The 23,038-nt window shown below is 56.9% G+C and carries 24 protein-coding genes; 4 read left to right on the forward strand and 20 right to left on the reverse strand.

The window, feature by feature from the left end:
* The 7 genes from AC1DSG_RS12280 to AC1DSG_RS12310 form a co-directional block, all read right to left on the reverse strand.
* Positions 1-114 (reverse strand): hypothetical protein (locus AC1DSG_RS12280; protein ID WP_477791137.1); only part of this gene is annotated, 114 nt, incomplete at its 3' end.
* A gap of 174 nt (positions 115-288) precedes the next feature.
* The gene (locus tag AC1DSG_RS12285; RefSeq protein ID WP_477791117.1) at positions 289-585 is read right to left on the reverse strand and encodes a flagellar protein FliT; all 297 of its coding nucleotides are present in this window, start codon (positions 583-585) and stop codon (positions 289-291) included.
* A gap of 10 nt (positions 586-595) precedes the next feature.
* Positions 596-991, reverse strand: coding sequence for a flagellar export chaperone FliS (gene fliS, locus AC1DSG_RS12290; RefSeq protein ID WP_477791118.1), 396 nt, complete (start codon positions 989-991; stop codon positions 596-598).
* Between the two features lie 187 nt (positions 992-1,178).
* Complete coding sequence (gene fliD / locus AC1DSG_RS12295) at positions 1,179-2,594, reverse strand: flagellar filament capping protein FliD (RefSeq protein ID WP_477791119.1); 1,416 nt, start codon at positions 2,592-2,594, stop codon at positions 1,179-1,181.
* A gap of 82 nt (positions 2,595-2,676) precedes the next feature.
* Positions 2,677-3,042 (reverse strand): flagellar protein FlaG, encoded by a 366-nt coding sequence (locus AC1DSG_RS12300; RefSeq protein WP_477791120.1) that lies wholly within the window; start codon positions 3,040-3,042, stop codon positions 2,677-2,679.
* A 74-nt stretch (positions 3,043-3,116) separates the two neighbouring features.
* Positions 3,117-3,947, reverse strand: coding sequence for a flagellin domain-containing protein (locus AC1DSG_RS12305; protein ID WP_477791121.1), 831 nt, complete (start codon positions 3,945-3,947; stop codon positions 3,117-3,119).
* A 306-nt stretch (positions 3,948-4,253) separates the two neighbouring features.
* Positions 4,254-5,180, reverse strand: a complete 927-nt coding sequence (locus AC1DSG_RS12310; RefSeq protein ID WP_477791122.1) for a ketoacyl-ACP synthase III — start codon at positions 5,178-5,180, stop codon at positions 4,254-4,256.
* 395 nt (positions 5,181-5,575) lie between these two features.
* On the opposite strand from AC1DSG_RS12310, the gene AC1DSG_RS12315 reads away from it, so the two are divergent.
* Entirely contained in the window at positions 5,576-5,710 is a 135-nt protein-coding gene (locus tag AC1DSG_RS12315; protein ID WP_477791123.1) for a hypothetical protein, read from the forward strand.
* Between the two features lie 96 nt (positions 5,711-5,806).
* Here the strand turns inward: AC1DSG_RS12315 and AC1DSG_RS12320 are convergent, their stop codons facing one another.
* The 13 genes from AC1DSG_RS12320 to AC1DSG_RS12380 all read right to left on the reverse strand — a co-directional run bounded on the left by AC1DSG_RS12320 (position 5,807) and on the right by AC1DSG_RS12380 (position 20,236).
* The gene (locus tag AC1DSG_RS12320; RefSeq protein WP_477791124.1) at positions 5,807-7,375 is read right to left on the reverse strand and encodes a flagellar hook-associated protein 3; all 1,569 of its coding nucleotides are present in this window, start codon (positions 7,373-7,375) and stop codon (positions 5,807-5,809) included.
* A gap of 13 nt (positions 7,376-7,388) precedes the next feature.
* Positions 7,389-9,449, reverse strand: coding sequence for a flagellar hook-associated protein FlgK (flgK, locus tag AC1DSG_RS12325; RefSeq protein ID WP_477791125.1), 2,061 nt, complete (start codon positions 9,447-9,449; stop codon positions 7,389-7,391).
* A gap of 30 nt (positions 9,450-9,479) precedes the next feature.
* Positions 9,480-10,769, reverse strand: a complete 1,290-nt coding sequence (flgJ, locus tag AC1DSG_RS12330) for a flagellar assembly peptidoglycan hydrolase FlgJ (protein WP_477791126.1) — start codon at positions 10,767-10,769, stop codon at positions 9,480-9,482.
* An 11-nt stretch (positions 10,770-10,780) separates the two neighbouring features.
* Positions 10,781-11,854 (reverse strand): flagellar basal body P-ring protein FlgI, encoded by a 1,074-nt coding sequence (locus AC1DSG_RS12335; RefSeq protein ID WP_477791138.1) that lies wholly within the window; start codon positions 11,852-11,854, stop codon positions 10,781-10,783.
* Positions 11,855-11,896: 42 nt separating this feature from the next.
* Entirely contained in the window at positions 11,897-12,592 is a 696-nt protein-coding gene (gene flgH, locus AC1DSG_RS12340) for a flagellar basal body L-ring protein FlgH (RefSeq protein ID WP_477791127.1), read from the reverse strand.
* 52 nt (positions 12,593-12,644) lie between these two features.
* On the reverse strand, positions 12,645-13,430 hold the full coding sequence (gene flgG / locus AC1DSG_RS12345) for a flagellar basal-body rod protein FlgG (protein WP_477791128.1): 786 nt from the start codon (positions 13,428-13,430) through the stop codon (positions 12,645-12,647).
* 45 nt (positions 13,431-13,475) lie between these two features.
* Positions 13,476-14,216 carry a flagellar basal body rod protein FlgF gene (locus AC1DSG_RS12350; protein WP_477791129.1) on the reverse strand — a complete coding sequence of 247 codons (741 nt, stop codon included), beginning with the start codon at positions 14,214-14,216 and terminating at the stop codon, positions 13,476-13,478.
* 212 nt (positions 14,217-14,428) lie between these two features.
* Positions 14,429-15,025 (reverse strand): cytochrome c3 family protein, encoded by a 597-nt coding sequence (locus AC1DSG_RS12355; protein ID WP_477791130.1) that lies wholly within the window; start codon positions 15,023-15,025, stop codon positions 14,429-14,431.
* Positions 15,026-15,034: 9 nt separating this feature from the next.
* Positions 15,035-15,526, reverse strand: a complete 492-nt coding sequence (locus tag AC1DSG_RS12360) for a nitrate reductase cytochrome c-type subunit (RefSeq protein ID WP_477791131.1) — start codon at positions 15,524-15,526, stop codon at positions 15,035-15,037.
* 11 nt (positions 15,527-15,537) lie between these two features.
* Complete coding sequence (napA, locus tag AC1DSG_RS12365) at positions 15,538-18,042, reverse strand: nitrate reductase catalytic subunit NapA (RefSeq protein ID WP_477791132.1); 2,505 nt, start codon at positions 18,040-18,042, stop codon at positions 15,538-15,540.
* Positions 18,033-18,299, reverse strand: coding sequence for a chaperone NapD (locus AC1DSG_RS12370; RefSeq protein WP_477791133.1), 267 nt, complete (start codon positions 18,297-18,299; stop codon positions 18,033-18,035). The genes napA and AC1DSG_RS12370 overlap by 10 nt, the downstream gene beginning before the upstream one ends.
* Positions 18,300-18,338: 39 nt before the next feature.
* Complete coding sequence (locus tag AC1DSG_RS12375) at positions 18,339-18,506, reverse strand: periplasmic nitrate reductase, NapE protein (protein WP_477791134.1); 168 nt, start codon at positions 18,504-18,506, stop codon at positions 18,339-18,341.
* 176 nt (positions 18,507-18,682) lie between these two features.
* Positions 18,683-20,236, reverse strand: a complete 1,554-nt coding sequence (locus tag AC1DSG_RS12380) for a sigma-54-dependent phenylalanine hydroxylase transcriptional regulator PhhR (RefSeq protein ID WP_007947577.1) — start codon at positions 20,234-20,236, stop codon at positions 18,683-18,685.
* A gap of 280 nt (positions 20,237-20,516) precedes the next feature.
* On the opposite strand from AC1DSG_RS12380, the gene phhA reads away from it, so the two are divergent.
* The 3 genes from phhA (at position 20,517) to AC1DSG_RS12395 (ending at position 22,956) form a co-directional block, all read left to right on the forward strand.
* Positions 20,517-21,302 carry a phenylalanine 4-monooxygenase gene (gene phhA, locus AC1DSG_RS12385; protein ID WP_477791135.1) on the forward strand — a complete coding sequence of 262 codons (786 nt, stop codon included), beginning with the start codon at positions 20,517-20,519 and terminating at the stop codon, positions 21,300-21,302.
* Positions 21,303-21,406: 104 nt separating this feature from the next.
* Positions 21,407-21,763, forward strand: a complete 357-nt coding sequence (locus AC1DSG_RS12390) for a 4a-hydroxytetrahydrobiopterin dehydratase (protein WP_007947580.1) — start codon at positions 21,407-21,409, stop codon at positions 21,761-21,763.
* The gene (locus AC1DSG_RS12395) at positions 21,763-22,956 is read left to right on the forward strand and encodes an amino acid aminotransferase (RefSeq protein ID WP_477791136.1); all 1,194 of its coding nucleotides are present in this window, start codon (positions 21,763-21,765) and stop codon (positions 22,954-22,956) included. Before AC1DSG_RS12390 ends, AC1DSG_RS12395 begins: the two co-directional genes overlap by 1 nt.
* Positions 22,957-23,038 lie beyond the last annotated feature (82 nt).

Raw genomic sequence — 23,038 nt, forward strand, 5'->3', positions numbered from 1 at the left:
CTCATGGCTACCACAGGGTAAATTTTCCTCACCGAGAAAATTTAAAATCACCGCCAAATCGCGGCGGCGGACGCTATCGTCATCAATCAGCAGAATTTTGGTTTCACGCCACATGCAATAGCAACTTCCCTAGTCAACTCAATGCCCAAAAATGATGGGGCAAGCTAGACGCTTGTAGGCACATTGTGCCTGTAGACGCCTGAAATCTGGAACCAGCCACTAGTTAAGTCAAAAAACCGTGCACAGTCAAATTTATGGCGCACTATCATTGGATTAACTGAGGATTAATTAACTGAACAGATGGTAAACCTTTGCGGCGCTCTTCGCATGATTGATCTGAGCCATTTCGTTGACTATCGCTTGCCTCTCCCCCGTCGCGGCCTCAAGAAGCTGCTTGTACACCCCCAGTAACTCTTCAAGATTGTCGCGCAACGCGGCCTCGCCTACCGACGCTTCACTCAATAAATCTTCCATGCAGGATCGACACGCCAGGTCCAGCACACCGATGGCCTCCCAATTGCGCTCGACCAATGCACCGACCAGGGCTTCGCGGGTGTGTTCGATTCGCTGCAATACAAGACTCATGGTGATCTCCTTAAAACTGCGGAGCCGGCGCAGCAATACCATCCCAACCGTCTTTGACAGTACGAAGCAAATCAGCAACTTCGTCGAGAATCGCTGGATCGGTCTTGGCGTTAGCCTCGGTCAGGCGCTTCATCATGTATTCGTAGAGGCTATCCAGCTCACTTACCGTTTCGGCCTGATTGTCCAGATCCAGGCCTTCGCGCAGTCCACCGATGATGCCGATGGCCTTGCCAATCAGCACACCCTTGTTGGGAATGTCCTTGCGCTCCATGGCGCCTTTGGCCTGGGCAATTCGATCCAGACCACCCTCCATCAACATCTGTACAAGACGATGGGGACTGGCTTCGGAAGTCTGCGCCTGGGCGCCAATCTTCTGATACTGCCGAAGGGCTAACATCGGATTCATGTTGTACCTCATCAAAACGCTAGTGTTCGTATGATCAATGTATCGACCACGCGTCAAAAAAATTTAGCCGGATTGCCGGGGCCGAGCGGCGCATGCCCCACTTGGTCTATTTTTGGCGATTCCCAAAGTAAAAGGCCCGACACACTGGAGCGTGCTGTCGGGCTTTTACGTCAATGCGCTAGCAGCACTAGGAGTTCCTTTGCTGCGCCGTCATGGCTTCAAATATCGAAGTAATGTTGCTGGCCGTAGCTTTCAGCTTGCCTACCAGAGAATCCATATCGTTATATTTTTTGGTCAACACCGCAGTCAGTGTTGCTACCCGACGATCGAGGGCCGCTTGCTGCTCGACCAGGTTGGCTTTGTTCTTGTTCAGATTGGTGGTGCGAGTATCAAGGATCTCCCCAGTTTGTGTGTAAGGGACAATCGCCTTGTCCATTCGCTCCAGCAAGCCACCGGTCCCGGTAAAGAAAGCCTGAACCTCACCACCCAGGTTTTTGTCGCTCATTGCCGCAGTGAACTTGGTGCTATCGAAGTCCAATGCGCCGGTCTTCTGATTGGTGGTGATACCCAATTGCGCCAGCACGGTGAGCTTATCCCCTACCCCGGTTTCGGTCAGCGGCCCACGGATGGCCGCCAGAATGGAGCGCGGCAGCGCGTCCCCGGTCAACGCAGCAGCGACCGTCGGCTTGCCATCACTGTCGAGCGTGGGCTTGGTCAGCGTGCCAATGCTGCTGACTACCGCGTTGTAAGCATCGACGAACTTCTGGATCGAGGCCTTCAAGCCATCGGTGTTAGTCGCCACCGCCACCGTTGACGTGGCCCCACCCCCAGCCAACAGATTGAAGCTCAAGCCCGAGACGGCATTGTCGATGGTATTGGTTTTACTGGTCATGGCCAGGCCGTCGACCGAGAACTTCGCATCGGTTGCCGCGTCGCCGATACGCCCGGCACCTGGTGGAGCAAGCGGATCTAATGGATCACCGGCCATCGCCTGATCGCCGAGAATGGTCATCACACCACTGACGGAAATTTCAGACCCCGCACCCGTGGCCGAAGACCCCAGCACCAGTCGCGAGCCGTCTTTGTCGGTAATGATATTGGCGTTGATGCCATCGCCCTGGAACTTGCTGTTGATCAGGTCGCGGACCGATTGCAGGGTCGCACTGGCTTGGACATCAAGGACGTAGTCCTTGTTGTTCAGCGTGATGGTCAAAGGACCCTCTGCAACAGCGCTGCTTGCATCCGTAAAGACTTCGCTGGCGACTTTGGCCGAGGTGGCAAGGTTATCGACTTTGATAACGTAGCTACCCTTAACCGCCGAGTTGTTGGAGGTCGCGGTCACAACCTTGACATCGGAAGAGCTTGCAGCAAAACCCGAAAACTGCGGAGTTTTGGTACTGCCGAGGTTCTTCATCGCGGTCTGAAACGCCGCCAACACCGACTTCAGGGTGCCGACGCCGGAAAGACTCGCGGTGGTGAGCTTTGTCTGCCGGTCGATCTGCGTCTGCTTGGCCACCTTGTCTGAGTCGACCAGGGCCTTGACGATAGCACCGGTGTCCAGGCCGGAACCCAGTCCAGCACCCGGTAGAATTGGACTTGCCATATACATCTCCCTTTAGTTTGTCGCCAGCCGTTTGACTCCTACTGCGCCGCAAAGAACGGTGCAACACTTTTCATGCCAGCCTTCAGGCCTCGGCGCTGAACAACAGGCTGCTCGCATCATTCAAGCTATTGGCCAGCTTCAGGACTTCTTCATTGGGGATCTGGCGAACCACTTCTCCCGACTCGCTGGCTATAACCTTGACCACCACTTTGCCGGAGGCCTCGTCGATAGAAAATTCCAGATTACGCTTGACCGATTGCACGAACTTTTCAATTTCCTGGACAGCCGCTTTCAGCTTGCCTTGCTCGGTTTCGTTTCCTTTGCTTTGATCCTCGAGATCGACGACCGGCGTCAGATTCGTTCGAGGCTTTTCCAGCGTTTTTTCCACGACAGGCGTCGTGGGTTTGGCAACTGGGTAAGACAAGTTCAGCTTCACGCTCATATCCATGTCTATCACCTCACTAAAGCAAAAAAGCGGGAGAGCACGGCCAGCGCACTCTCCCGCCAACTTTCAACCGGAGATTACTGAAGCAGTTTCAGTACGGCGGAAGGCAGTTGGTTGGCTTGCGCCAGGATTGCGGTGGAAGCTTGTTGCAGAGTCTGCTGCTTGGTCATCTGAGCGGTTTCAGCGGCGAAGTCGGTATCTTGTACGCGGCCCAGTGCGGCGCTGGCGTTTTCGTTGATGTTTTGCAGGTTGGAGATGGTGCTTGTCAGGCGGTTTTGTGCAGCACCCAGATTGGAGCGCAGAGTGTTAATAGTGTCCAGAGCCGTATCAATTGCGGTAATCGCAGCCCCGGCGTTGGTAATATCGTCAAGATCAGTGGCATCGAGTAACAAGCCAGCTGCAGTCATTGCTGTCGTACCCAGATCCAAATCGATATCGTCAACACCAGCAGTGACGCCAGCACCCACCTGAATTTTGATAACACCCGCACCATCAAGTAACGTAGTGCCGTTCAAATTAGTGCTAGAGGCAATACGGGTCAGCTCAGCCGACATGTCCTGATATTCTTTGTTCATTGCAGTGTTATCGAGCGTGGTATTGCTACCATTTCGAGCCTGAATACCCAACTCACGCATACGCTGCAGAATATTAGTGGACTCTTGCAGAGCACCTTCAGCAGTCTGAGCCATCGAGATACCGTCGTTGGCGTTTTTGATCGCCATGGTCTGGCCGCGAATCTGGCTGGTCATACGGGTAGCGATTTKCAGACCGGCAGCGTCGTCTTTGGCGCTGTTGATTTTCAGGCCGGAAGACAGGCGAGTCATCGAGGTGGACAGAGCATCGGAAGCGCGGTTCAGGTTCTTTTGAACGTTCAACGATGCAGTGTTGGTGTTTACGGTTAAAGCCATGACGAATTCCTCGTTGGTTGGGTACTGCGGCTTCCGGCCCTGGCAACCGCCGGGTATGGCCTAGAGAACCTTCGTAATAGTTATCGTCGCGTTGGCAGGTTGCTTTAGGGCTTTTTGAAAATATTTTGCCATCACACTGCCACCCCCAACAAAAACAACGGGTTAACACCACCACGAATAAAAAAATGGCGCCAGGGAACTGTCGGAGGCAATGTCAAAAGTGCATTTCTGCCCATAAAAATCGGGCACAAAAAAAGCGCTCAAGGAGAAACCCTGAACGCTTTTTTTGTGCCCGGTCTTAATGACTCAAGGCCGATAAATGATCGCCGACCCCCAAGACAACCCCACGCCAAATCCGCTCAATGCAACGCGTTTCCAGCCGGAGTCCAAAACGTGCTTCTCCAACAGCAACGGAATGCTCGACGACACGGTGTTGCCGGTCTCGACCATGTCCTTGATGAACTTCTCGGGATCACCTTCGAAACGCCGCGCCACTGCGTCGACAATCGCCGCACTGCCCTGGTGAATGCAGAACGCATCGATATCATCAGCCGAAAGACCGGAGTCAGCGAGCAGTTCATTCAAATGCGCCGGGACTTTGAGCAGTGCGAAATTGAAAACCTGACGGCCGTTCATATAGAACACCCCGTCGGAGACCTTCAAGTGCGGTGCACCTGAGCCGTCGGTGCCGAACTTGGCCTTGCCCAACTGCCATGGCGCGTCTTCGCCCATCCACGTGGCGGTCGCCGCATCACCGAACAACATGGTGGTGTTGCGGTCTTCCGGGTCGACGATCTTCGAATACGGATCAGCGGTGACCAGCAAGCCATTCTTCAGGCCCGCAGCCTCCATGAAACCCTTGATAGCGTAGATGCCGTACACGTAACCGGAGCATCCCAGCGAGATATCGAATGCAGCGACTGTAGTCGGCAGGCCCAGCTTGTCCTGAACGATGGCGGCAGTATGCGGAAGACCTTCTTCGTCACCGTTCTGGGTGACGACGATCAGCACATCGATAGATTCACGTTTCAATTCAGGATTGTTGGCGAACAGCGTATTGACTGCTTCGACACACAGGTCCGAGGTTTCCTGCCCGGCGTCTTTACGCGGCAGAAAAGCCGAACCGATTTTACCCAGGATGAATTCTTCATCCTTTTCGAATTTTGCACCCTGTGCGTAATTGTCCACGCCGGCTACAGGAACGTAGCTCGCAATGCTTTTTATGCCAATCATTACGGCTTCCCAATAATAAACAGCCCAATACCACCGCTCGCAACGAATCGAGGGGCGCCGACCAACGGAGAAAACGTCGCCCCATCAAGGCGACAGCGGGAAGAATAAAAGGCTATCACTGGGCCAAAAACCGACCAGGCGCCACCTTCCCGATTAATACAATACAGTGAAGATGCGCGTTATGACTCGCAGGTCACTCTATTTTACTGAATCTGCCCCCTTTGACGTTCTTCGGCCAACAAGCCATTCGACTTTACAGCCTGCTCACAACTGCAAGCACTCGGGTCACTGGGTCAAGGTCGGGAATGGATATTTGAGCCTCGTGACCGGGCAAAGCCCCGACGCACCGACGCCCTCCCGCACTCACGCTCGAAGCAATGAGTGGAAGGCTCCACGTGGCAGACGCCAAAACGATGGACAATAAGAACCAGTTGATACGCTGGAAACAGGCCAAGCACATTGACTTGGTTCTTCTGCCTGATTTTGTCGGTGGCAGCGACCAGAAAGAGAGGCACTGCCCGATGAAGTGATCGAACACGGACTGGCGAGAGTTTTCAGGTGAATACGCCGTACAGACTCTCCTGAACGGCGCCTTTTTCAGAGCATCCGTTGCAGGACGCCCGGACTCAGATCTTATTGAACAAGCCGAGTTGCGCGATCTTGCTGAACGCCAGTTGCGAAGCCTGCAACATGGTTTGCTGCAAAGTCAGGCGGGTCATTACCTCTGCCGGATCGGAGTCGCGAATGGCCGACTGCGTTTGCTTATTAGCCAATGCAATACTGGCGTTCGCTTCGCTCTGAGTATCGAGCGCCGCTGCGCGTCCTCCCACCGAACTTAAAGCACTGGAGAGTTGCTCGGCGCCACTGGTCAAATTGGAGATGCCAGCGTTAAGCGCCGCACTTAAACGCTGAGCAAGGACCGGATCAGCGTCAATCGGTGCAAGCAAGGATGCACGCAACTGACTGACGGTATCCAGAATGCTCTGTGTTTGATGATTGCTGACAGCAATTACAAATTGGTCACCCGCCTGTGGCGCGCCACTGAGCGTGAAGTCGACCCCCCCTGCCGTTGCGCTCAACCCCGCCAAAGGACCTCTGGAAACAGGTTTGCTATTCGCCGTAATCGGCGATGCATAGAGTTCATATTGACTGTCGCTGGTGAACTTGAGAATGGCGCCTCCCGATGGAAATCTGCCGATGTAAGCCTCCGAGTTACTTACGGTACTGCCGGTCACCTGTACAGAAGAGGGATTACCCGCAGAGCGGATGACGTTGAAGCTGTCAGGCTTGCTTGCCAGGCTGAAGCTATGCCCAGTGATCACCGCATCCGGGGCAGTATCACCGGATTGCAGATTAATATTCAGCTGCAGTTCAAGACCACGAAAGCTGAAGGATTGCGAAGTTGCGTCTTTAGAACTGAAGACACCACTGTTGCTGACTTCAGACGTCACATCATTGTTTGAAGCGTCAGTAATCTTGAATTGTGTGCCACTCACAAATTCGACCTTGTACGGCTCACCACTTTTAAAGCGATTGTTATAGGTCGCACTTTCAGTGATCAAACCGTCAGTCAGAAGCACTCGCCCATCATTAACAGCTGGCGCTGTCAGAGCGGTTTGGCTTCGACTGGTATTGATTGCTTGCTGAAATACTTCCCAACCCGTGCTGTTGGTGGCCATCGACATCGTATCGCCGATAGGCAGATTCAGCGTCGTCTGATCTCCGTTGTAACTGTAGGTGCCATCGGAATTGCGTGAAAACGGAGCAATTTCGCCTTTGGAGCCAGCGAAAATGTACTTACCGCTTTCATCCTTCGAGTTCATCAAACTCAGCAGTTGCTCTTCAATCTGCCCTAGCTCCGAGGCATTGGCTTCGCGATCAGCGTCGGCATAGAGGCCATTGCCTGCACCAATTGCCAGTTCTCTGGCACGCTGCAGCACATTCCCGATACTGGTCATCACCGATTCGGTCGTGCCCAATGTGGATTTGATGGTGTTGGTATTGACCGTGTATTGATCAAGCATCGAAGCCTGCTGACCCAATTGCAGCAAGCGCGAAGCGCCGACCGGATCATCGGCCGCGGTATTGATGCGAACCAGGCTGCTGGCCTCTTCGCTGCTCTTGACCACGTTGGCGAAATTTTTCTGATAGTTGGCAGCAGAGGACTCGTAAAACTGGGCGGTAGAAATGCGCATGGGCTACGACTCCTTAAAGACTGTTGATCAGTGTGCTGAAGATTTCTTGCGCAGCCTTGATGATCTGCGAAGACGCGGTGTAGTACTGCTGATATTTGACCAGGTTGCCGGTTTCCTCATCGAGGTCAACACCGGACAACGAATCGCGAGCCCCCTTGGCGTTGGCCAGGATGGCGCTGGTCGCCGCGCTGTCGAGCTTGCCTTGGGCAGCTTTGGAACCCACACCCTCGACCAGTTTGCCGTATGCGTCGTTCAGGGAAATACCCTTGCTCGCCGAACCGGTGTCCACGGTCTTTGCGGTCTGCAAATCGGCCAGCGCTGTACCGTTACGGTTATCCAGGCTGCCCGGCTGGCTGAGCGAAACGTTGATCGCGGCGCCTTTGCCCGGTGAGCCGGCCACGGTCATGTCGAAGCTGACGGTGTATTGCGTGGCGGGTGCAAGCGGGATCGGCGCCCCACTGGCGTCCTTGAGCGAAACAGTCAGGTTCAGGGTGTTGTTCTCGCCAGGCTTGATGGTGCCACTGCTGATAAGCCCGCCCTTGGCATCCAGAAACTGGTAGGTCTGGCTGGTGCCGTCGGCAGAAACATCACCAAACACGACCTTGGTCGGCGTGGAGTTTTTCAGGCCGTTCTGCATCGCGGTGGTGGTGGCCGCGTCGTAGATGTCGAACTTCGTGGTCAGGGTCGGTTGACCGCTGGCTGGTATCGTCAGCGTGCCACTGCCGCCTGCCGCAATGGCCGCACCCAACGGTGCCGCGATCGCCAGACGCTTGGAGTCGGTCATCTCGGTTTTGATGTTCGTCGCAGCGTTGCGGGTCGGCGTGATCTTGAAGGTGTCACCAACGGCAGCCGTACCACCGCTGAGCGTCAACGAGAAACCTTCAATCACTGGCGGCTGCGTGGTCTGGGTGCTGAAAACGCCCATGGACGTACCGTCCGGCAGACGCTGCACGGTGTAGTCGGTGGCACTGGTGAAGGTGACTTTGTAATCGTTGATAGTCAGCTTGCCGCTGTCCTCGATACTCACATCGAAGTTGCCGGAACCGGCACTGTTGCCGGCGGTGGCGATACTGCGGTTAGCCATCTGTGCGGCGCTGTTGATGCTGTTGAATAGGTTCGAACCGAACTCGCCGTTCTTGTCGATGCCCTGGGCCTGAAGGCTGTTCATCTGATCGGCGACGACCAGGGCCACGCGCCCCAGTTCGTTCATGGCCGGATCCAGTACGGTGCTGCGAAAGCGCAGCAGACCGCCCATCTCGCCACCGGTCATCACCGAGGTGATGTCGACAGTGCTCGAACCACGATTGAGCTGAATGCCCATGCGCGATGGATCGGCCTGGCTCGGCACCACTTCCAGTTTGCTGGCAGTGCTGCCCATGACCAGCGGCTGACCGCTGCCCAGGTAAATATCAACATTCCCGTCGCGCTCGATGACTTGCGTGCCAGTGAAGGTGGAGAGCTGACGCACGGTTTCGTTGCGAGCGTCCAGCAACTCGTTCGGCATGCCGCCGGCCTTGGAAATCTCGGAGATTTTCTGGTTCAACTGCGCCACGGTGGCGGCCAGGTTGTTGATCCGATCGGCCATGTTCGTCAGGTTGCCGTTGATGTTCGCATTCTGCGTCATCAACTGGGCGGACACTGAGTTGAAACGGTTGCTCAAGGCCTGGGCATCGCTGAGCAGCAGTTGACGGGATGCATCGTCACCCGGCTTGGCGTTGACGTTCTGTACCGAAGCGAAGAACTTGGTTAGCGCACCATTGAGGCCGGTGCCGCTGTCCGACAGCAAGGCGTCGAGCGGGCTGATCTGCCCGGCATAAGCGGCCGCATCGCTGTTGAGCGAGGTGGTGGTCTGCAATTGCGCATCAAGGTAGCTGTTATAGACGCGACGCACATCGGCCAGGGTCGTGCCGCTGCCGATGTAGACGTTGCCGAATTGATTCGAGGCTCTGCTGCCCTGCACGGTTTGCTGGCGTGAGTACCCGGCGGTGTCGGCGTTGGCAATGTTATTGCCGGTAATCATCAACGAGGATTGGCCAGCGGCCAGACCCGACATCCCGATATTGAGCAAACTCATGGTTCAGACCTTATGCCTTGTGCCTTGTGCCTATAAAGGCGTAGTGAAAGCGCCCGCCGCAGCGTAGTTTTGGTAACTCGTCATCTGCTTGGCTATCTGCGAAATCTTGCTTGCATAATCCGGGTCGGTTGCATACCCGGCCTTCTGCAACTCTCGTACAAACTGTTCTGGGTTATCGGCTGACTTCACAACATCTTGATAGCGATTATTGGTTTGCAGCAAAGTCACGAGGTCATGGAAGCTGTCTTTGTACGAGTCATAGGAACGGAACTCAGCCGTCTCCTTGACCATCGCGCCATTTCTGAATTCGCTGGTGATTGCCCGCGCTGAATCGCCCGTCCAACTGCTGCCGGCCTTGATGCCGAACAGGTTGTGGCTACTGCTGCCATCCTGGGCACGCATGACCGATTTACCCCAGCCGGTTTCCAGGGCGGCCTGGGCCACCAGGTAACGCGGATCAACGCCAATACGCTCCGCCGCTTCCTTGGCCATCGGCAGCATGGTGTTGACGAATTCGTCGGCGGAACCGAAGGCCTTCTTCGGCGGCGCGAGGGGAATCTGCGCCATGGCGCGGCCGTAAATTTGCAGGCGCCCGCTCGATTTGGCGTCTGTTTGCGAGGCTAGCCAATCGCCGTTGAACAGCGGGCCGGCACCGGTCGCGGCAGTCGTCGTGGTGCGTTGAGGTAACAGGGATTTGTTGGCGGTTGAAGCCGTCGCGGCCGACGGCACCAGGCCTGCCAACAACCGATCCGCCAGTTTCGGCGGCAAGGCCAGGCGGCGCTGATTGATCATCTCCATGTCATTGCGATGCGCGCCCTCGCCTGTCGGCGCGCTCACCGAACGTGATGCCCACAATGGACGCTGACCATTGCGCCGCGACAGCGGACCGTCGTTGGTCACGGTGCCTGCCGCGATCGGCGTCGCCACCGCCGCTTTCGCCGCGTCCTGCTTGGCGGCAGACAGGGCCGCCGCCTCGCCCGGGGCCAGCGGTTTGTTTTTCGACATCTGACGCATCAGCACGTCCGCCAGCCCAATACCACCACCTTCGCGGGACATGGAAACGGCCAACTGCTGATCGTACATTTCCTGGTATTGCTTGGCTGCCGGGGTGTTGAGCGGGTTGTCCTGGCCCAGCGCTTCGGTGGCCGAACGCATGGACTTGAGCATCTCACCCAGGAACAGCGATTCGAACTCCTGCGCCACCTTGCGCATGTTGCCGTCACTGTTCTTGTCGCCCACCTTGAGCTGGTTCAAGCGATTCAAGTCCGAATAGGAACCGGAGTCGCTGCTGCTGACCAGACCGCTCTTGCGCATATCCATGACGGCCGCCCTTAGATCACGATCAGGTCGGCTTGCAATGCGCCAGCCTGTTTCAGTGCTTCGAGAATCGCCATCAAGTCACCCGGCGCCGCGCCGACCTGGTTCACCGCACGGACGATTTCGTCGAGGGTGGTGCCCGGGCCGAACTTGAACATAGGCTTGGCTTCTTGCTCCGCGTTAACCCGCGAGCGCGGCACAACGGCCGTCTGACCGTTGGAAAAAGCGCCAGGCTGGCTGACAATCGGGTCTTCGGTGATGGTCACGGTCAGGCTGCCGTGAGTCACGGCGGCTGGCGAGACCTTGACGTTCTGGCCGATCACGATGGTGCCGGTGCGCGAGTTGATGATGACTTTCGCCACCGCCTGCCCCGGATCCACTTCAAGGTTTTCCAGGATTGACAGGTAGTCGACGCGCTGGCTTGGATCAAGGGGTGCGCTGACGCGTATCGAACCACCGTCAATGGCCTGGGCAACGCCAGGGCCCAGCAAATTGTTGATCTTGTCGACGATGCGCTTGGCGGTGGTGAAGTCAGAACGGTTGAGGTTCAGCGTCAGGCTATTGCCCTGGTTGAAACCACTCGGCACTGAACGTTCGACCGACGCACCACCTGGGATACGACCCGCCGACGGAACGTTGACGGTGATCTTCGAACCGTCACGACCTTCTGCATCAAAACCGCCCACCACGAGGTTGCCCTGAGCGACGGCGTAGACGTTGCCGTCGATACCTTTGAGCGGCGTCAGCAACAAGGTGCCGCCACGCAGGCTCTTGGAGTTACCTATGGAGGAAATGGTGATGTCGACCTGCTGACCCGGCTTGGCAAACGCTGGCAGTTCCGCACTGATCGATACCGCTGCAACGTTCTTCAACTGCACGTTGCCCGAATTCGGCGGCACCTTGATGCCAAACTGCGAGAGCATGTTGTTGAAGGTCTGCAGGGTGAAAGGCGTCTGGGTCGTCTGGTCACCGGTGCCGTTAAGCCCAACCACCAGGCCATAGCCGATCAATTGGTTGGAACGTACGCCGGAAATACTGGCGATGTCCTTCAGCCGCTCGGCTTGAGCGTTGAAGGCTGCCGACAGCATCAGAGCAGCAACGATGAGACTACTGAAATTCAACGTAACCACCTAGAAAGGGAACAGCGGGCTGAGGAAGAAACGGTCGAACCAGCCTGGCTGACTCGCATCGGCAAACGAACCGGTGCCCGAGTAGGTGATGCGTGCATCGGCGATACGGGTCGACGAAACTGTGTTGTCGGTCGAGATGTCATCGGCGCGCACCAGACCGGCAATCCGCACCAGCTCATCGCCGGTGTTGAGGGTCATCCACTTCTCGCCACGTACTGCAATGATGCCATTGGGCAATACATCCGCGACGGTAACGGTGATCGATCCGACGAGGGTGTTGCCCTGCGCCGCCTTGCTGTCGCCTTTTGTCGCGCGATCGCCTTCATAGGCGGCGTCCAGGCTCAGGTCACCACTGCCGAACGGATTGTTGGTGCTCGGGGTGGTGCCGAACAGCGAGGTCAGGCCGATGCTCGCCTTGCTGTTCTTGCCAATTTGCGAGTTGGCGTTTTTGCTGGCCTGGGTCCTCTCGTTCAGAGTAATGGTGATGATGTCACCCACCCGGAACGCCTTGCGGTCGGTGTACAGGTTCTGTTCAAAACCGGCCTGGTAAATCGAGCCATTGTTCGCGGCAGCCGGCAACGGCGTGCGCGGCAACACCGGCGCGTAATAAGGGTCATTGGGCTTGGGCGTCACAGGGACGCAGCCTGCGAGCACAACAGCCCCACTCAGTGCCAGAACAGATACAAAGCGATTCATGACCCTACCTCACGGTGTTACAGGCGACCTGAGGGCAGCCTCATAGACTTGATTACAGATTCTGCGTTACGAACGAGAGCATCTGGTCGGCGGTGGAGATCACCTTGGAGTTCATCTCGTAAGCGCGCTGAGTGGTGATCATGTTGACCATCTCTTCAACGGTGCTGACGTTGGACGTTTCCAGGGTGTTCTGCAGCGTGGTGCCGAAACCGTTCAGGCCCGGTGTACCGACTTGCGGTGCGCCGCTGGCAGCGGTTTCCAGGAACAGGTTGTTACCCACGGCTTGCAGGCCGGCCGGGTTGATGAAGTCAGCGGTTTGCAGGTTGCCGATCACCTGGCTGGCCGGGTTACCCGCAACGGTAATGGACACGGTGCCGTCGCGACCGACCGTGAAGGTCTCTGCTTCGTTGGGAATCACAATGGCCGGTTCCAGGGCGAAGCCACTGGCGTTGACGACCTGACCGTTGGAGTCGAGGTGGAACGTACCGTCACGGGTGTAGGACGTGGTGCCGTCCGGCTGCAGAATCTGGAAGAAACCGCGACCATCGACGGCGAGGTCAAGCGGCTGCTCGGTGGTTTGCAGGCTGCCGGCGGTGAAGTTTTTCTGGGTGCCGACGATGCGCACACCGGTACCCACTTGCAGGCCCGACGGCAGTTCGCTGTCCTGGGTCGACTGGGCGCCTGGCTGGCGTTTGATCTGATAGAGCAAGTCCTGGAACTCGGCGCGGTCACGTTTGAAACCCGTGGTCGACACGTTGGCCAGGTTGTTGGAAATGGTGGTCAGGTTAGTGTCCTGGGCGGACAGACCTGTTTTGGCAACCCATAGAGCCGGAAGCATTCGATTCTCCTCGTGCGCCTGTTTTACGGCGCGACGTTCTGGTAATTAGCTGATCTGCAAGACCCGAGCCATGGCCTGGTCATCGTCTTTGGCGGTGTTCATCATCTTGATGTGCAGCTCGAACTGCTTGGCCAGCGCCAGCACCGAGGTCATTTCTTCCACGGCGTTGACGTTGCTCGACTCCAGGAACCCGGACACCAGTTTGACGCCGGAATCGGCTTGCGCCGGCTTGCCGTCCTTGGTGTGGATCGAGCCATCCAGGCCTTTGGTCATGTTCCTCAGGTCAGGATTGACCAGCTTGATGCGATCGACTTCAGCCATCACGCGCGGGCCTTCGCCCATCGCACGGATGCTGATGGTGCCGTCCTCACCTACTTCGATTTTCTGCTCGGGCGGCACAGCGATCGGGCCGCCATTGCCCATCACCGGCATGCCATTGCCGGCACGCAGCACGCCCAGGGCGTCTACGTTCAGGCTGCCGGTGCGCACGTAGCCTTCAGCGCCATCAGGGTTCTGCACGGCGATCCAGCCGCTGCCTTGCACCGCGACATCGAGGTCACGACCGGTTTCAACCAGCGAACCAGGGGAGAAGTCGGTGGCCGGGCGCTCGGTCATGGCAAACGCACGTGCCGGAAAGCTGTCACCAAACACCGGCATCGAACGGGCCTGCTCCAGGTCCTTCTGAAAACCGTTGGTGGAGATGTTTGCCAGGTTGTTGGCATGAGCCTTCTGCGCCAGTGCATTCTGGCTGGCGCCGGTCATTGCCACATAAAGGTACTTGTCCACACTCTTTCCTCTGCATGCCGGACGTTTGCCGCCCACCGCTGTACTGCTGAGCGTCAAGCAATTTGCAGACCAACTTGCGCACAGAGGTTTAAAGCCCTTTAAACATTGGACTTGGGGGTTATCGCAGAGGAATGAAGGAATGTGTCAAAGTCGAAAAACCGGCGCGGTTATGCCGGTTGACGGCAACACGGTGGAAGGCCGGGCCGGATCGGCTACCAGCCTTTGACCCCGCTCATGTCAGGCAACTTGTGGGCAATGCCCTTATGACAGTCGATACAGGTGGCCTGACCGCTGGCCAGTGCCGTGGAGTGCATATTGGCGGCGCGTTTGCCCTGACGGGTAAAGTCCATGAATTCAAAGTTATGGCAATTGCGGCATTCGCGGGAGTCGTTTGCCTTGAGCCGTCCCCACTCGTGCTCGGCCAACTCACGCCGCATACCGAGAAATTTTTCAAGGGTATCGATCGTTCCGAACACCTTTCCCCACACCTCCTTGGAAGCCTGCATTTTGCGGGCAATCTTGTGCGTCCACTCATGCGGAACGTGACAGTCCGGGCAAGTGGCTCGTACGCCGGAGCGATTGGTGTAGTGAATGGTTTCCTGTAGTTCGACAAAAACGTTGTCGCGCATTTCATGACAGGAAATGCAGAACTTCTCGGTATTGGTCGCTTCCAGCGCGGTGTTGAAACCACCCCAGAAAATCACCCCGGCGATGAACCCGCCGAGTGTCAGAAAGCCCAGGCTGTAATGCACGCTGGGGCGACGCAGAATTCCCCAATAGTCTTTGAGCAGTGCACGCAAGGATTTCATGGCCTCTCCTTAAGGTTTCTGCTGGCCGTTGATTTCGTCTTGCAGCACCTGGTCAATGTTCTTGAAGTTGTTGCCCACCAGAGGTTTTACATCTTTCTGTGGCACGTGACATTGAGTGCAGAAATAGCGACGCGGCGAAACAGCGGCCAGCGCCTGACCATCACGGTCCATGTAGTGGGTGATGCTGATCATCGGCGCCTGAGTGCGTGCGCTATTGGCGCGGCTGTGACAGGACAGGCACTTGTTGCTGTTCTTGTCGATCGGATAGCCCCGAATACTGTGGGGAATGGTGGGCGGTTGTTCGGGATAATTGCGCTCGCGCTTGATGTCCTTGTTCTCGTCATCAACCATCGGCGGTGCCTCAAACTCCTGGGTCAAGGTCCCTCCGGGTCGCCGGCCATCCGGTGCCGGAGCATCCAGAGGGTAACCGGGCTGCGCCGCGAATGCCGCTGGCATCCACAGCAACAGAGCGGCAAGCAAGGACAGCGAATGACACTTCATCTGAGCGCTCCTTATGCCGTCTTGATCAACTCAATCCTGATCGCACATTTTTTATAATCAGTCTGCTTGGAGATAGGGTCCGTGGCATCGAGTGTGACCTTGTTGATCAGCTTGTTGGCATCGAAGAACGGTACAAACACCAGGCCCTGTGGTGGTTTGTTGCGCCCTCGGGTTTCGATGCGCGCACGCATTTCACCGCGTCGACTGATCAGCTTCACTTCGCTGCCTCGGCGGGCATTCAAGGCTTTGGCATCGGCCGGGTGCATGTAGACCAATGCGTCGGGGACCGCCTTGTAAAGTTCCTCGACACGCTGCGTCATGCTCCCGGTGTGCCAGTGCTCAAGCACTCGTCCGGTGCTCAACCAGAATGGGAACTCCGCATCGGGGGACTCCGCAGGGGGCTCGTAAGGGAGCGCGAAGATAATCGCCTTCTTGTCGGGATAGCCGTAGAACTGCACGCCACTGCCCTTCTCCACGTAGGGGTCATAGCCTTCCCGGAAACRCCAACGGGTTTCCTTGCCATCGACGACGGGCCATCGCAACCCTCGTTCGGTGTGATAAAGATCAAACGGCGCGAGGTCATGACCGTGGCCACGGCCGAATTGGGCATATTCTTCGAACAGGCCTTTTTGCAGGTAAAAACCAAAATCCCGGGCCTCGTCGTTTTGATAGCCCGCCGCCATCTGATCAAGTGGGAATTGATCGACCTGACCGTTCTTGAACAACACCTCGTACAGGGTTTTGCCCTTGTATTGCGGCGAGGCAGACAATATTTCCTCGGACCAGACCTCGTCCGTTTTAAAGCGCTTGGAAAACTCCACCAGTTGCCAGAGATCGGACTTGGCGTCACCCGGCGCCGAAACCAATTGATGCCAGAACTGCGTACGTCGCTCCGCGTTGCCGTAGGCGCCCTCTTTTTCAACCCACATCGCGGTGGGCAGAATCAGATCGGCCGCTTGGGCCGAGACGGTGGGATACACATCCGAGACAATCACAAAGTTCTCGGGATTACGCCACCCAGGCAGCACTTCCTGCATGATGTTGGGGCCGGCCTGCATGTTGTTGCTGGCCATCGTCCAATACACATTGAGCACGCCGTCCTTGAGCATCCGGCTCTGTTGCACGGCATGGAACCCGACTTTTTCATTGATGGTGCCGGGCGGCAGTTTCCAGATTTTCTCCGCGGTGGCGCGATGCTTTGGATTGGTGACCACCAGATCAGCTGGCAAGCGATGGGAGAAGGTTCCCACTTCGCGCGCCGTCCCGCAGGCCGAAGGCTGGCCCGTCAGGGAGAAAGGGCTGTTGCCCGGCTCGCTGATTTTTCCGGTCAGCAAGTGGATGTTGTAAATCAGGTTATTGGCCCAGACGCCCCGCGTGTGCTGGTTAAAGCCCATGGTCCAGAATGAGACCACCTTGCGCTTCGGGTCGGCATACAGTTCAGCCAAGGCCTTGAGTTGCTCGGCCGGCACGCCGGTTTCCTTGGCGGTACGCTCAAGAGTGTAAGGTTTAACGAAAGCCGCGAATTGCTCAAAGTCGATGTCACTCCAGGTGTTCGCCTTGGCCGCATTTTGGGCCTTCATCTCCAGCGGGTTATCGGGACGCAGGCCGTAGCCGATGTCATCCGTACCTTTGGCGAACTTCGTGTGTTTGCTGACAAAGTCTTTGTTGACCGAGCCGCTTTCAATGATGTGGTTGGCAATGTAATTGAGGATAAACAGGTCCGTCTGTGGCTTGAACACCATGGGAATATCGGCCAACTCAAAACTGCGATGCTCGAACGTCGACAGCACTGCGACCTTGACGTTGGGCTGACTCAATCGGCGATCCGCCACCCGACTCCAAAGAATCGGGTGCATCTCCGCCATGTTCGAACCCCACAGCACGAACGCATCGGTGACTTCAATATCGTCATAACACCCCATCGGTTCATCCATACCGAACGTGCGCATAAAGCCCATGACCGCAGAGGCCATGCAATGACGTGCATTGGGGTCAATGTTATTGGAGCGAAAACCCGCCTTCATCAACTTGTTGGCCGCATACCCTTCCCAGACGGTCCACTGGCCTGATCCGAACATGGCGATGGACTCGGACCCCTTGTTTTTTATCGCCTCCTTAAACTTCAACTCCATGACATCAAACGCTTGATCCCATGACACCGGTTGAAACTCGCCTTGCTTGTCATACTGCCCGTTGGTCATGCGCAAAAGCGGCTGAGTCAGGCGATCAACGCCGTACATAATCTTCGACAAGAAGTAGCCTTTGACGCAGTTCAACCCGCGATTGACCTCGGCTTTCACATCGCCATGAGTGGCGACCACCCGATTGTCCTTGGTCGCCACCATGACGCTGCACCCGGTACCGCAAAAGCGGCAAGGTGCTTTATTCCAGTCCAGGGCTACCCGGTCTTCTTCGGTGATCAGGTTGCTGGCGGATGTGAACACCGGGAGCCCCGCCGCCGCTGCGGCGATCCCGGCAGCCTGGGCTTTGACAAACTCGCGTCGAGTCATAGGCATGTGCTTTCTCCCGTCACATCGAGAATCTCGTGATAAACGAGGGCGGCATTGAGCACACCCGGCAAGCTGTTGATCTGATCGATTCGCTGAGAAATCTCACGTTCCTCTTCCATCTCCAGCACAACCACCAGTTTGCCGGCGGGACTTTCCTGATGCAGTTCAACGCCTTCGAGCAAGCGCAAGTTGGCTTTCACTGCCTCGAACAACTCGGGACGGGCAAGCACCACCAGACTGGCAATATGCAGCGTCTTTTCCATGACCCGTACTCCCCGTCTTTTACTAAAGATGGACAACGATCAATGAGGCGAACCAGGAGGGCCGAGCAGCATTTGCAGAAACCAGACAAAGAAACCGTAACCACCCACTATCGCCACCGACAGCAATGGAAAAAGAATGACAATCAGGAAAAAGAACAGACGGGTTTCTTTGCGCGCTTGCTGGGTAGAGTCATCCGCTGATGGCATGGTTAACGCTCCTGCCAAACTTTGAGGTTCAGCCTAGATGGCTCGCTTGGCAAAATCCATGATTCAGATCAACGGCAGGGTGGTAGCGCTTCAATTAACATCTCGAAGCGCCAGAGAATGGTTAACAACAACTAACCATTCTTGTTTATTAGTTCAACACTGGATGACGTTAACGCTCAAGTTTTACCAATTTCATAATCACGTAACTTATTGGCAATGGTGGTGTGAGAGACACCCAGGCGCTTACCCAGGAGCCGACTGCTGGAATGCTCGGAGTACAACCGCTCCAACACCGCTTTCTCGAAGCGCCCGACAATCTCGTCAAGTCCGCCCTCAAGGGAAAAATCGCCAAGCGGCTGACGCACACCGTAATCCGGCAGACGAATATGTTCGGCCTTGACCGTCCCGCCCTCACACAACGAAACCGCCTGGAACAGCACGTTTTCCAATTGCCGGACATTGCCCGGCCAGTTGTAATGACTGAGCCGCTCCATCGCCGCCGGCGCCAGTTTCGGCAGTGGGCAACCGATCTGCCGGCTGGCTTGGTCGAGGAAGTGCTCCACCAACGGCGTCAAACCATCGAGGCATTCACGCAACGGCGGAATGTGCAGCGATAACACGTTCAAGCGGTGATAAAGATCCTGACGAAACTCACCCCGCGCGCACAGTTCGGACAAATCCACCTGGGTCGCGCAGATCACCCGCACATCCAGATAAACCTCTTCATCGCTACCTACGCGACGGAAGCAACCGTCTTGTAGAAAGCGCAGCAATTTCACCTGTAAGCGCGGGCTCATTTCCCCCACGCCGTCGAGAAACAGCGTACCGCCCGCCGTCAGCTCCAGCAGACCCAGTTTGCCTTCGGCGCGCGCGCCTTCGAAGGCGCCAGGGCCGTAGCCAAATAATTCGGTCTCGGCCATCGACTCCGGCAAGCCGGCGCAGTTGAGTGCCATCAGGGGCGACTGCCCGCGCGGGCTGGCCAAGTGGCAGGCGCGCGCCAGCAATTCTTTACCAGTGCCGGTTTCGCCTTCGATCAACAGCGGTGCATCCAATGGCGCCATGCGCCGGGCTTCGCGCACCACGGCAGCCATGACTTTCGAGCTTTGAAAAATGCTGTCGAACCCGCGCAGTTCCTGCTTGCGCACGTTATAGATGCGTTCACCCACCCGATCCGCGCGGTGCAGCGTCAGTACCGCACCGGCCATGGCTTCGCTGTCGTCATGCTCCGATTGCAACGGCGCGATATCGGCCAGGAATACATCGCCCTTGACCTTGACTCGCAGCCCGTTGATGCGCGACTTGTTGGCCCGCACCAGTTCCGGCAAATCAAAATCCTCGGCGTACCGCGACAGCGGAATCCCCGGCACCTCATCCACCCGCACCCCGAGCAACTGCGCCGCCGCACGGTTGGCCGCAACGATGGAGCCGCCCATGTCGATCGACAACACCGGAAACTCCAGGGCGCCGAGCAAGGCATTGAGCTCCATGTGCCGACGTTCGCTGGGCATCAGCCCTACACGCTTGACACCAAAGACCCCGGCAATCGATTCGAATTTCGGACGCAGGGCCTGGAACTGAATGTTGATCAGGTTCGGGCAATGCAGGTAGATAGCATTGCCATGCTCACCGCCGACCTCGCCCCGGGCGACGTTGATCCCGTATTCCACCAGCAAGTTGAGAATGTCGCGCAGGATACCGATGCGGTTCTGGCAGTGGACTTTGATACGCATATAGAGGCCCGAAGAAAGGGGGAATCGAGGCCCCGCGCAAGGATTTTTCTGCGCTGGCGCCAAAGTAGTCGTCAAGATTATGTGACACCCGAGCACCTTTTCAAACCCGCAAATCTCAATAGCTGCGCGATCGCCGGGATTCCGTAACGAATACTTTACGAAAAATGGCGAATTTTCCTACGCAGAACGACGTACACCTGCTGTAACGCCGCACTTCTTGGGGTATTTCTAAGTCCATAGCAGCACATAACAAGAACGAATCCCCTAGCAGGAGAGCAGCATGAAGCAGACGCAATACGTGGCTCGCGAGCCCGATGCGCAAGGTTTTATCGACTACCCCGCAGAAGAACACGCGGTGTGGAACACGCTGATTACTCGTCAACTGAAAGTGATCGAGGGGCGTGCGTGCCAGGAATACCTGGACGGTATCGAAAAACTCGGTCTGCCCCACGACCGCATTCCGCAACTCGGTGAAATCAATAAAGTCCTCGGTGAAACCACCGGCTGGCAAGTGGCCCGAGTTCCGGCGCTGATCCCCTTCCAGACTTTTTTCGAATTGTTGGCCAATAAACAGTTTCCGGTAGCGACGTTTATTCGTACCCGCGAAGAGCTCGATTACCTGCAAGAGCCGGACATTTTCCATGAGATCTTTGGTCACTGCCCGCTGCTGACCAACCCCTGGTTTGCTGAATTCACCCATACCTACGGCAAACTTGGCCTGYAAGCGACCAAGGAAGAACGCGTGTACCTGGCGCGCCTGTACTGGATGACCATCGAGTTCGGTCTGGTCGACACACCTGAAGGCCTGCGCATTTACGGCGGCGGCATTCTTTCCTCGCCAAAAGAAACCGTTTACTGCCTGTCGAACGAACCTGAACATCAGACGTTCGATCCGCTGGAATGCATGCGCACGCCGTATCGCATCGACATCCTGCAACCGCTGTACTTTGTCTTGCCGAACCTCAAGCGTCTGTTTGATGTGGCTCATGAAGACATCATGAGCATGGTCAAACAAGGCATGCAGCTGGGCTTGCGCACCCCGAAATTTCCGCCAAAGGCTGCCTGATCCGCTGCTTTTAGAAACAAGTGAGCCTGTCAGGAACCGACGCTTTGGTTTAGCGTGGTGTCACTGACGGCCGATTTCCAATCATTCGATTTCAGGAACCCATCATGTCCACATTGAACCAAGCCCACTGCGAAGCCTGCCAAGCCGGCGCCCCTCAGGTCAGCGACGAAGAGTTGCCGGTACTGATCAAGCAGATCCCTGACTGGAACATCGAAGTACGCGACGGTGTGATGCAGCTGGAAAAACAGTTCCTGTTCAAAAACTTCAAACACGCCCTGGCGTTCACCAACGCCGTCGGTGAAATCTCCGAGGCTGAAGGTCACCACCCAGGCCTGCTGACCGAGTGGGGCAAAGTCACCGTCACTTGGTGGAGCCATTCCATCAAGGGCCTGCACCGCAACGACTTCATCATGGCCGCGCGCACTGACGAAGTGGCCAAAGACGCCGAGGGCCGCAAATAATGCATTTCGACGCCATAGGTCGAGTCCCCGGCGATCCGATTCTCGGCCTCATGGAGGCTTATGCGCAGGACCCGAACCCGCGCAAATTCGACCTCGGCGTGGGTGTCTATAAAGACGCCCAGGGCCTGACGCCGATTCCGCAATCGGTGAAGCTTGCCGAGCAGCGTCTGCTGGATCGCCAGACCACCAAGACCTACATCGGTGGTCACGGCGAGCCGGCGTTCGGCAAAGCCATCAGTGAGCTGGTGCTCGGTGCGGACTCCGCGCTGATCGCCGGGCAACTCGCCGGCGCGACCCAGACCCCAGGCGGCACTGGTGCGTTGCGCTTGAGCGCCGATTTCATCGCCCAGTGCCTGCCGGGCCGTGGCGTGTGGTTGAGCAACCCGACCTGGCCGATCCACGAAACCATTTTCGCGGCGGCCGGGGTCAAGGTCAGTCATTACCCTTACGTTGGCAGCGATAACCGCCTCGACGTCGACGCCATGCTCGCGGTTCTTAGTGAAGCGCCGAAAGGCGACGTGGTGTTGCTGCACGCCTGCTGCCACAACCCGACCGGTTTCGATCTGTCCCATGACGACTGGCGCCGCGTGCTGGACGTGGTACGCAGTCGCGACCTGTTGCCGCTGATTGACTTCGCCTACCAGGGTTTCGGCGAGGGTCTGGAGCAGGATGCCTGGTCGACCCGTTTGTTCGCAGACGCGTTGCCGGAAGTGCTGATCACCAGTTCCTGCTCGAAGAACTTCGGTTTGTACCGCGATCGCACCGGCGCGCTGATTGTCTGCGCAAAAACCGCTGACAAGCTGGTGGACATTCGCAGCCAACTGGCCAACATCGCCCGCAATCTGTGGTCGACGCCGCCGGATCACGGTGCCGCCGTGGTAGCGACTATTCTTGGCGATCCAGAGCTGAAAAGCCTCTGGGCCGACGAAGTGGAAGCCATGCGTTTGCGTATCGCCCAACTGCGTAGCGGTCTGGTCGAAGCGCTGGAACCCTATGGTTTGCGCGAGCGTTTTGCGCACATTGGCGTGCAACGCGGAATGTTCTCCTACACCGGTTTGACGGCGGAGCAGGTTAAACAGCTGCGTGATCATCACAGTGTTTACATGGTCAACTCGGGCCGGGCCAACGTGGCAGGGATTGATGCGACGCGTCTGGATTTGCTGGCCGAGGCGATTGCCGAAGTCTGCAAATAGCCTATGTACCTGCACAATTAAATGTGGGAGCGAGCCTGCTCGCGAAWGCGGTGKRTCAGTCAATGTTGATGTCGACTGACAC

This window comes from Pseudomonas sp. P5_A12, assembly GCF_056400685.1.

Excerpts from the sequence above, each read along its gene's own strand:
- AC1DSG_RS12320 (WP_477791124.1), bottom strand. The coding sequence starts at position 7,375 with ATGCGCATTTCTACCGCCCAGTTTTACGAGTCCTCTGCTGCCAACTAT.
- flgH (WP_477791127.1), bottom strand. The coding sequence starts at position 12,592 with ATGAATCGCTTTGTATCTGTTCTGGCACTGAGTGGGGCTGTTGTGCTC.
- AC1DSG_RS12355 (WP_477791130.1), bottom strand. The coding sequence starts at position 15,025 with ATGAAATCCTTGCGTGCACTGCTCAAAGACTATTGGGGAATTCTGCGT.
- AC1DSG_RS12390 (WP_007947580.1), top strand. The coding sequence starts at position 21,407 with ATGTCCACATTGAACCAAGCCCACTGCGAAGCCTGCCAAGCCGGCGCC.
- flgG (WP_477791128.1), bottom strand. The coding sequence starts at position 13,430 with ATGCTTCCGGCTCTATGGGTTGCCAAAACAGGTCTGTCCGCCCAGGAC.
- AC1DSG_RS12370 (WP_477791133.1), bottom strand. The coding sequence starts at position 18,299 with ATGGAAAAGACGCTGCATATTGCCAGTCTGGTGGTGCTTGCCCGTCCC.
- flgK (WP_477791125.1), bottom strand. The coding sequence starts at position 9,449 with ATGAGTTTGCTCAATATCGGGATGTCGGGTCTGGCCGCTGGCCAATCC.
- AC1DSG_RS12380 (WP_007947577.1), bottom strand. The coding sequence starts at position 20,236 with ATGCGTATCAAAGTCCACTGCCAGAACCGCATCGGTATCCTGCGCGAC.
- AC1DSG_RS12335 (WP_477791138.1), bottom strand. The coding sequence starts at position 11,854 with ATGCTGTCGGCAGCCTTCAACGCTCAAGCCGAGCGGCTGAAGGACATC.
- flgJ (WP_477791126.1), bottom strand. The coding sequence starts at position 10,769 with ATGGATATGCGCAAGAGCGGTCTGGTCAGCAGCAGCGACTCCGGTTCC.
- AC1DSG_RS12285 (WP_477791117.1), bottom strand. The coding sequence starts at position 585 with ATGAGTCTTGTATTGCAGCGAATCGAACACACCCGCGAAGCCCTGGTC.
- AC1DSG_RS12395 (WP_477791136.1), top strand. The coding sequence starts at position 21,763 with ATGCATTTCGACGCCATAGGTCGAGTCCCCGGCGATCCGATTCTCGGC.
- AC1DSG_RS12360 (WP_477791131.1), bottom strand. The coding sequence starts at position 15,526 with ATGAAGTGTCATTCGCTGTCCTTGCTTGCCGCTCTGTTGCTGTGGATG.
- fliS (WP_477791118.1), bottom strand. The coding sequence starts at position 991 with ATGAATCCGATGTTAGCCCTTCGGCAGTATCAGAAGATTGGCGCCCAG.
- fliD (WP_477791119.1), bottom strand. The coding sequence starts at position 2,594 with ATGGCAAGTCCAATTCTACCGGGTGCTGGACTGGGTTCCGGCCTGGAC.
- AC1DSG_RS12375 (WP_477791134.1), bottom strand. The coding sequence starts at position 18,506 with ATGCCATCAGCGGATGACTCTACCCAGCAAGCGCGCAAAGAAACCCGT.
- AC1DSG_RS12310 (WP_477791122.1), bottom strand. The coding sequence starts at position 5,180 with ATGATTGGCATAAAAAGCATTGCGAGCTACGTTCCTGTAGCCGGCGTG.
- AC1DSG_RS12300 (WP_477791120.1), bottom strand. The coding sequence starts at position 3,042 with ATGGATATGAGCGTGAAGCTGAACTTGTCTTACCCAGTTGCCAAACCC.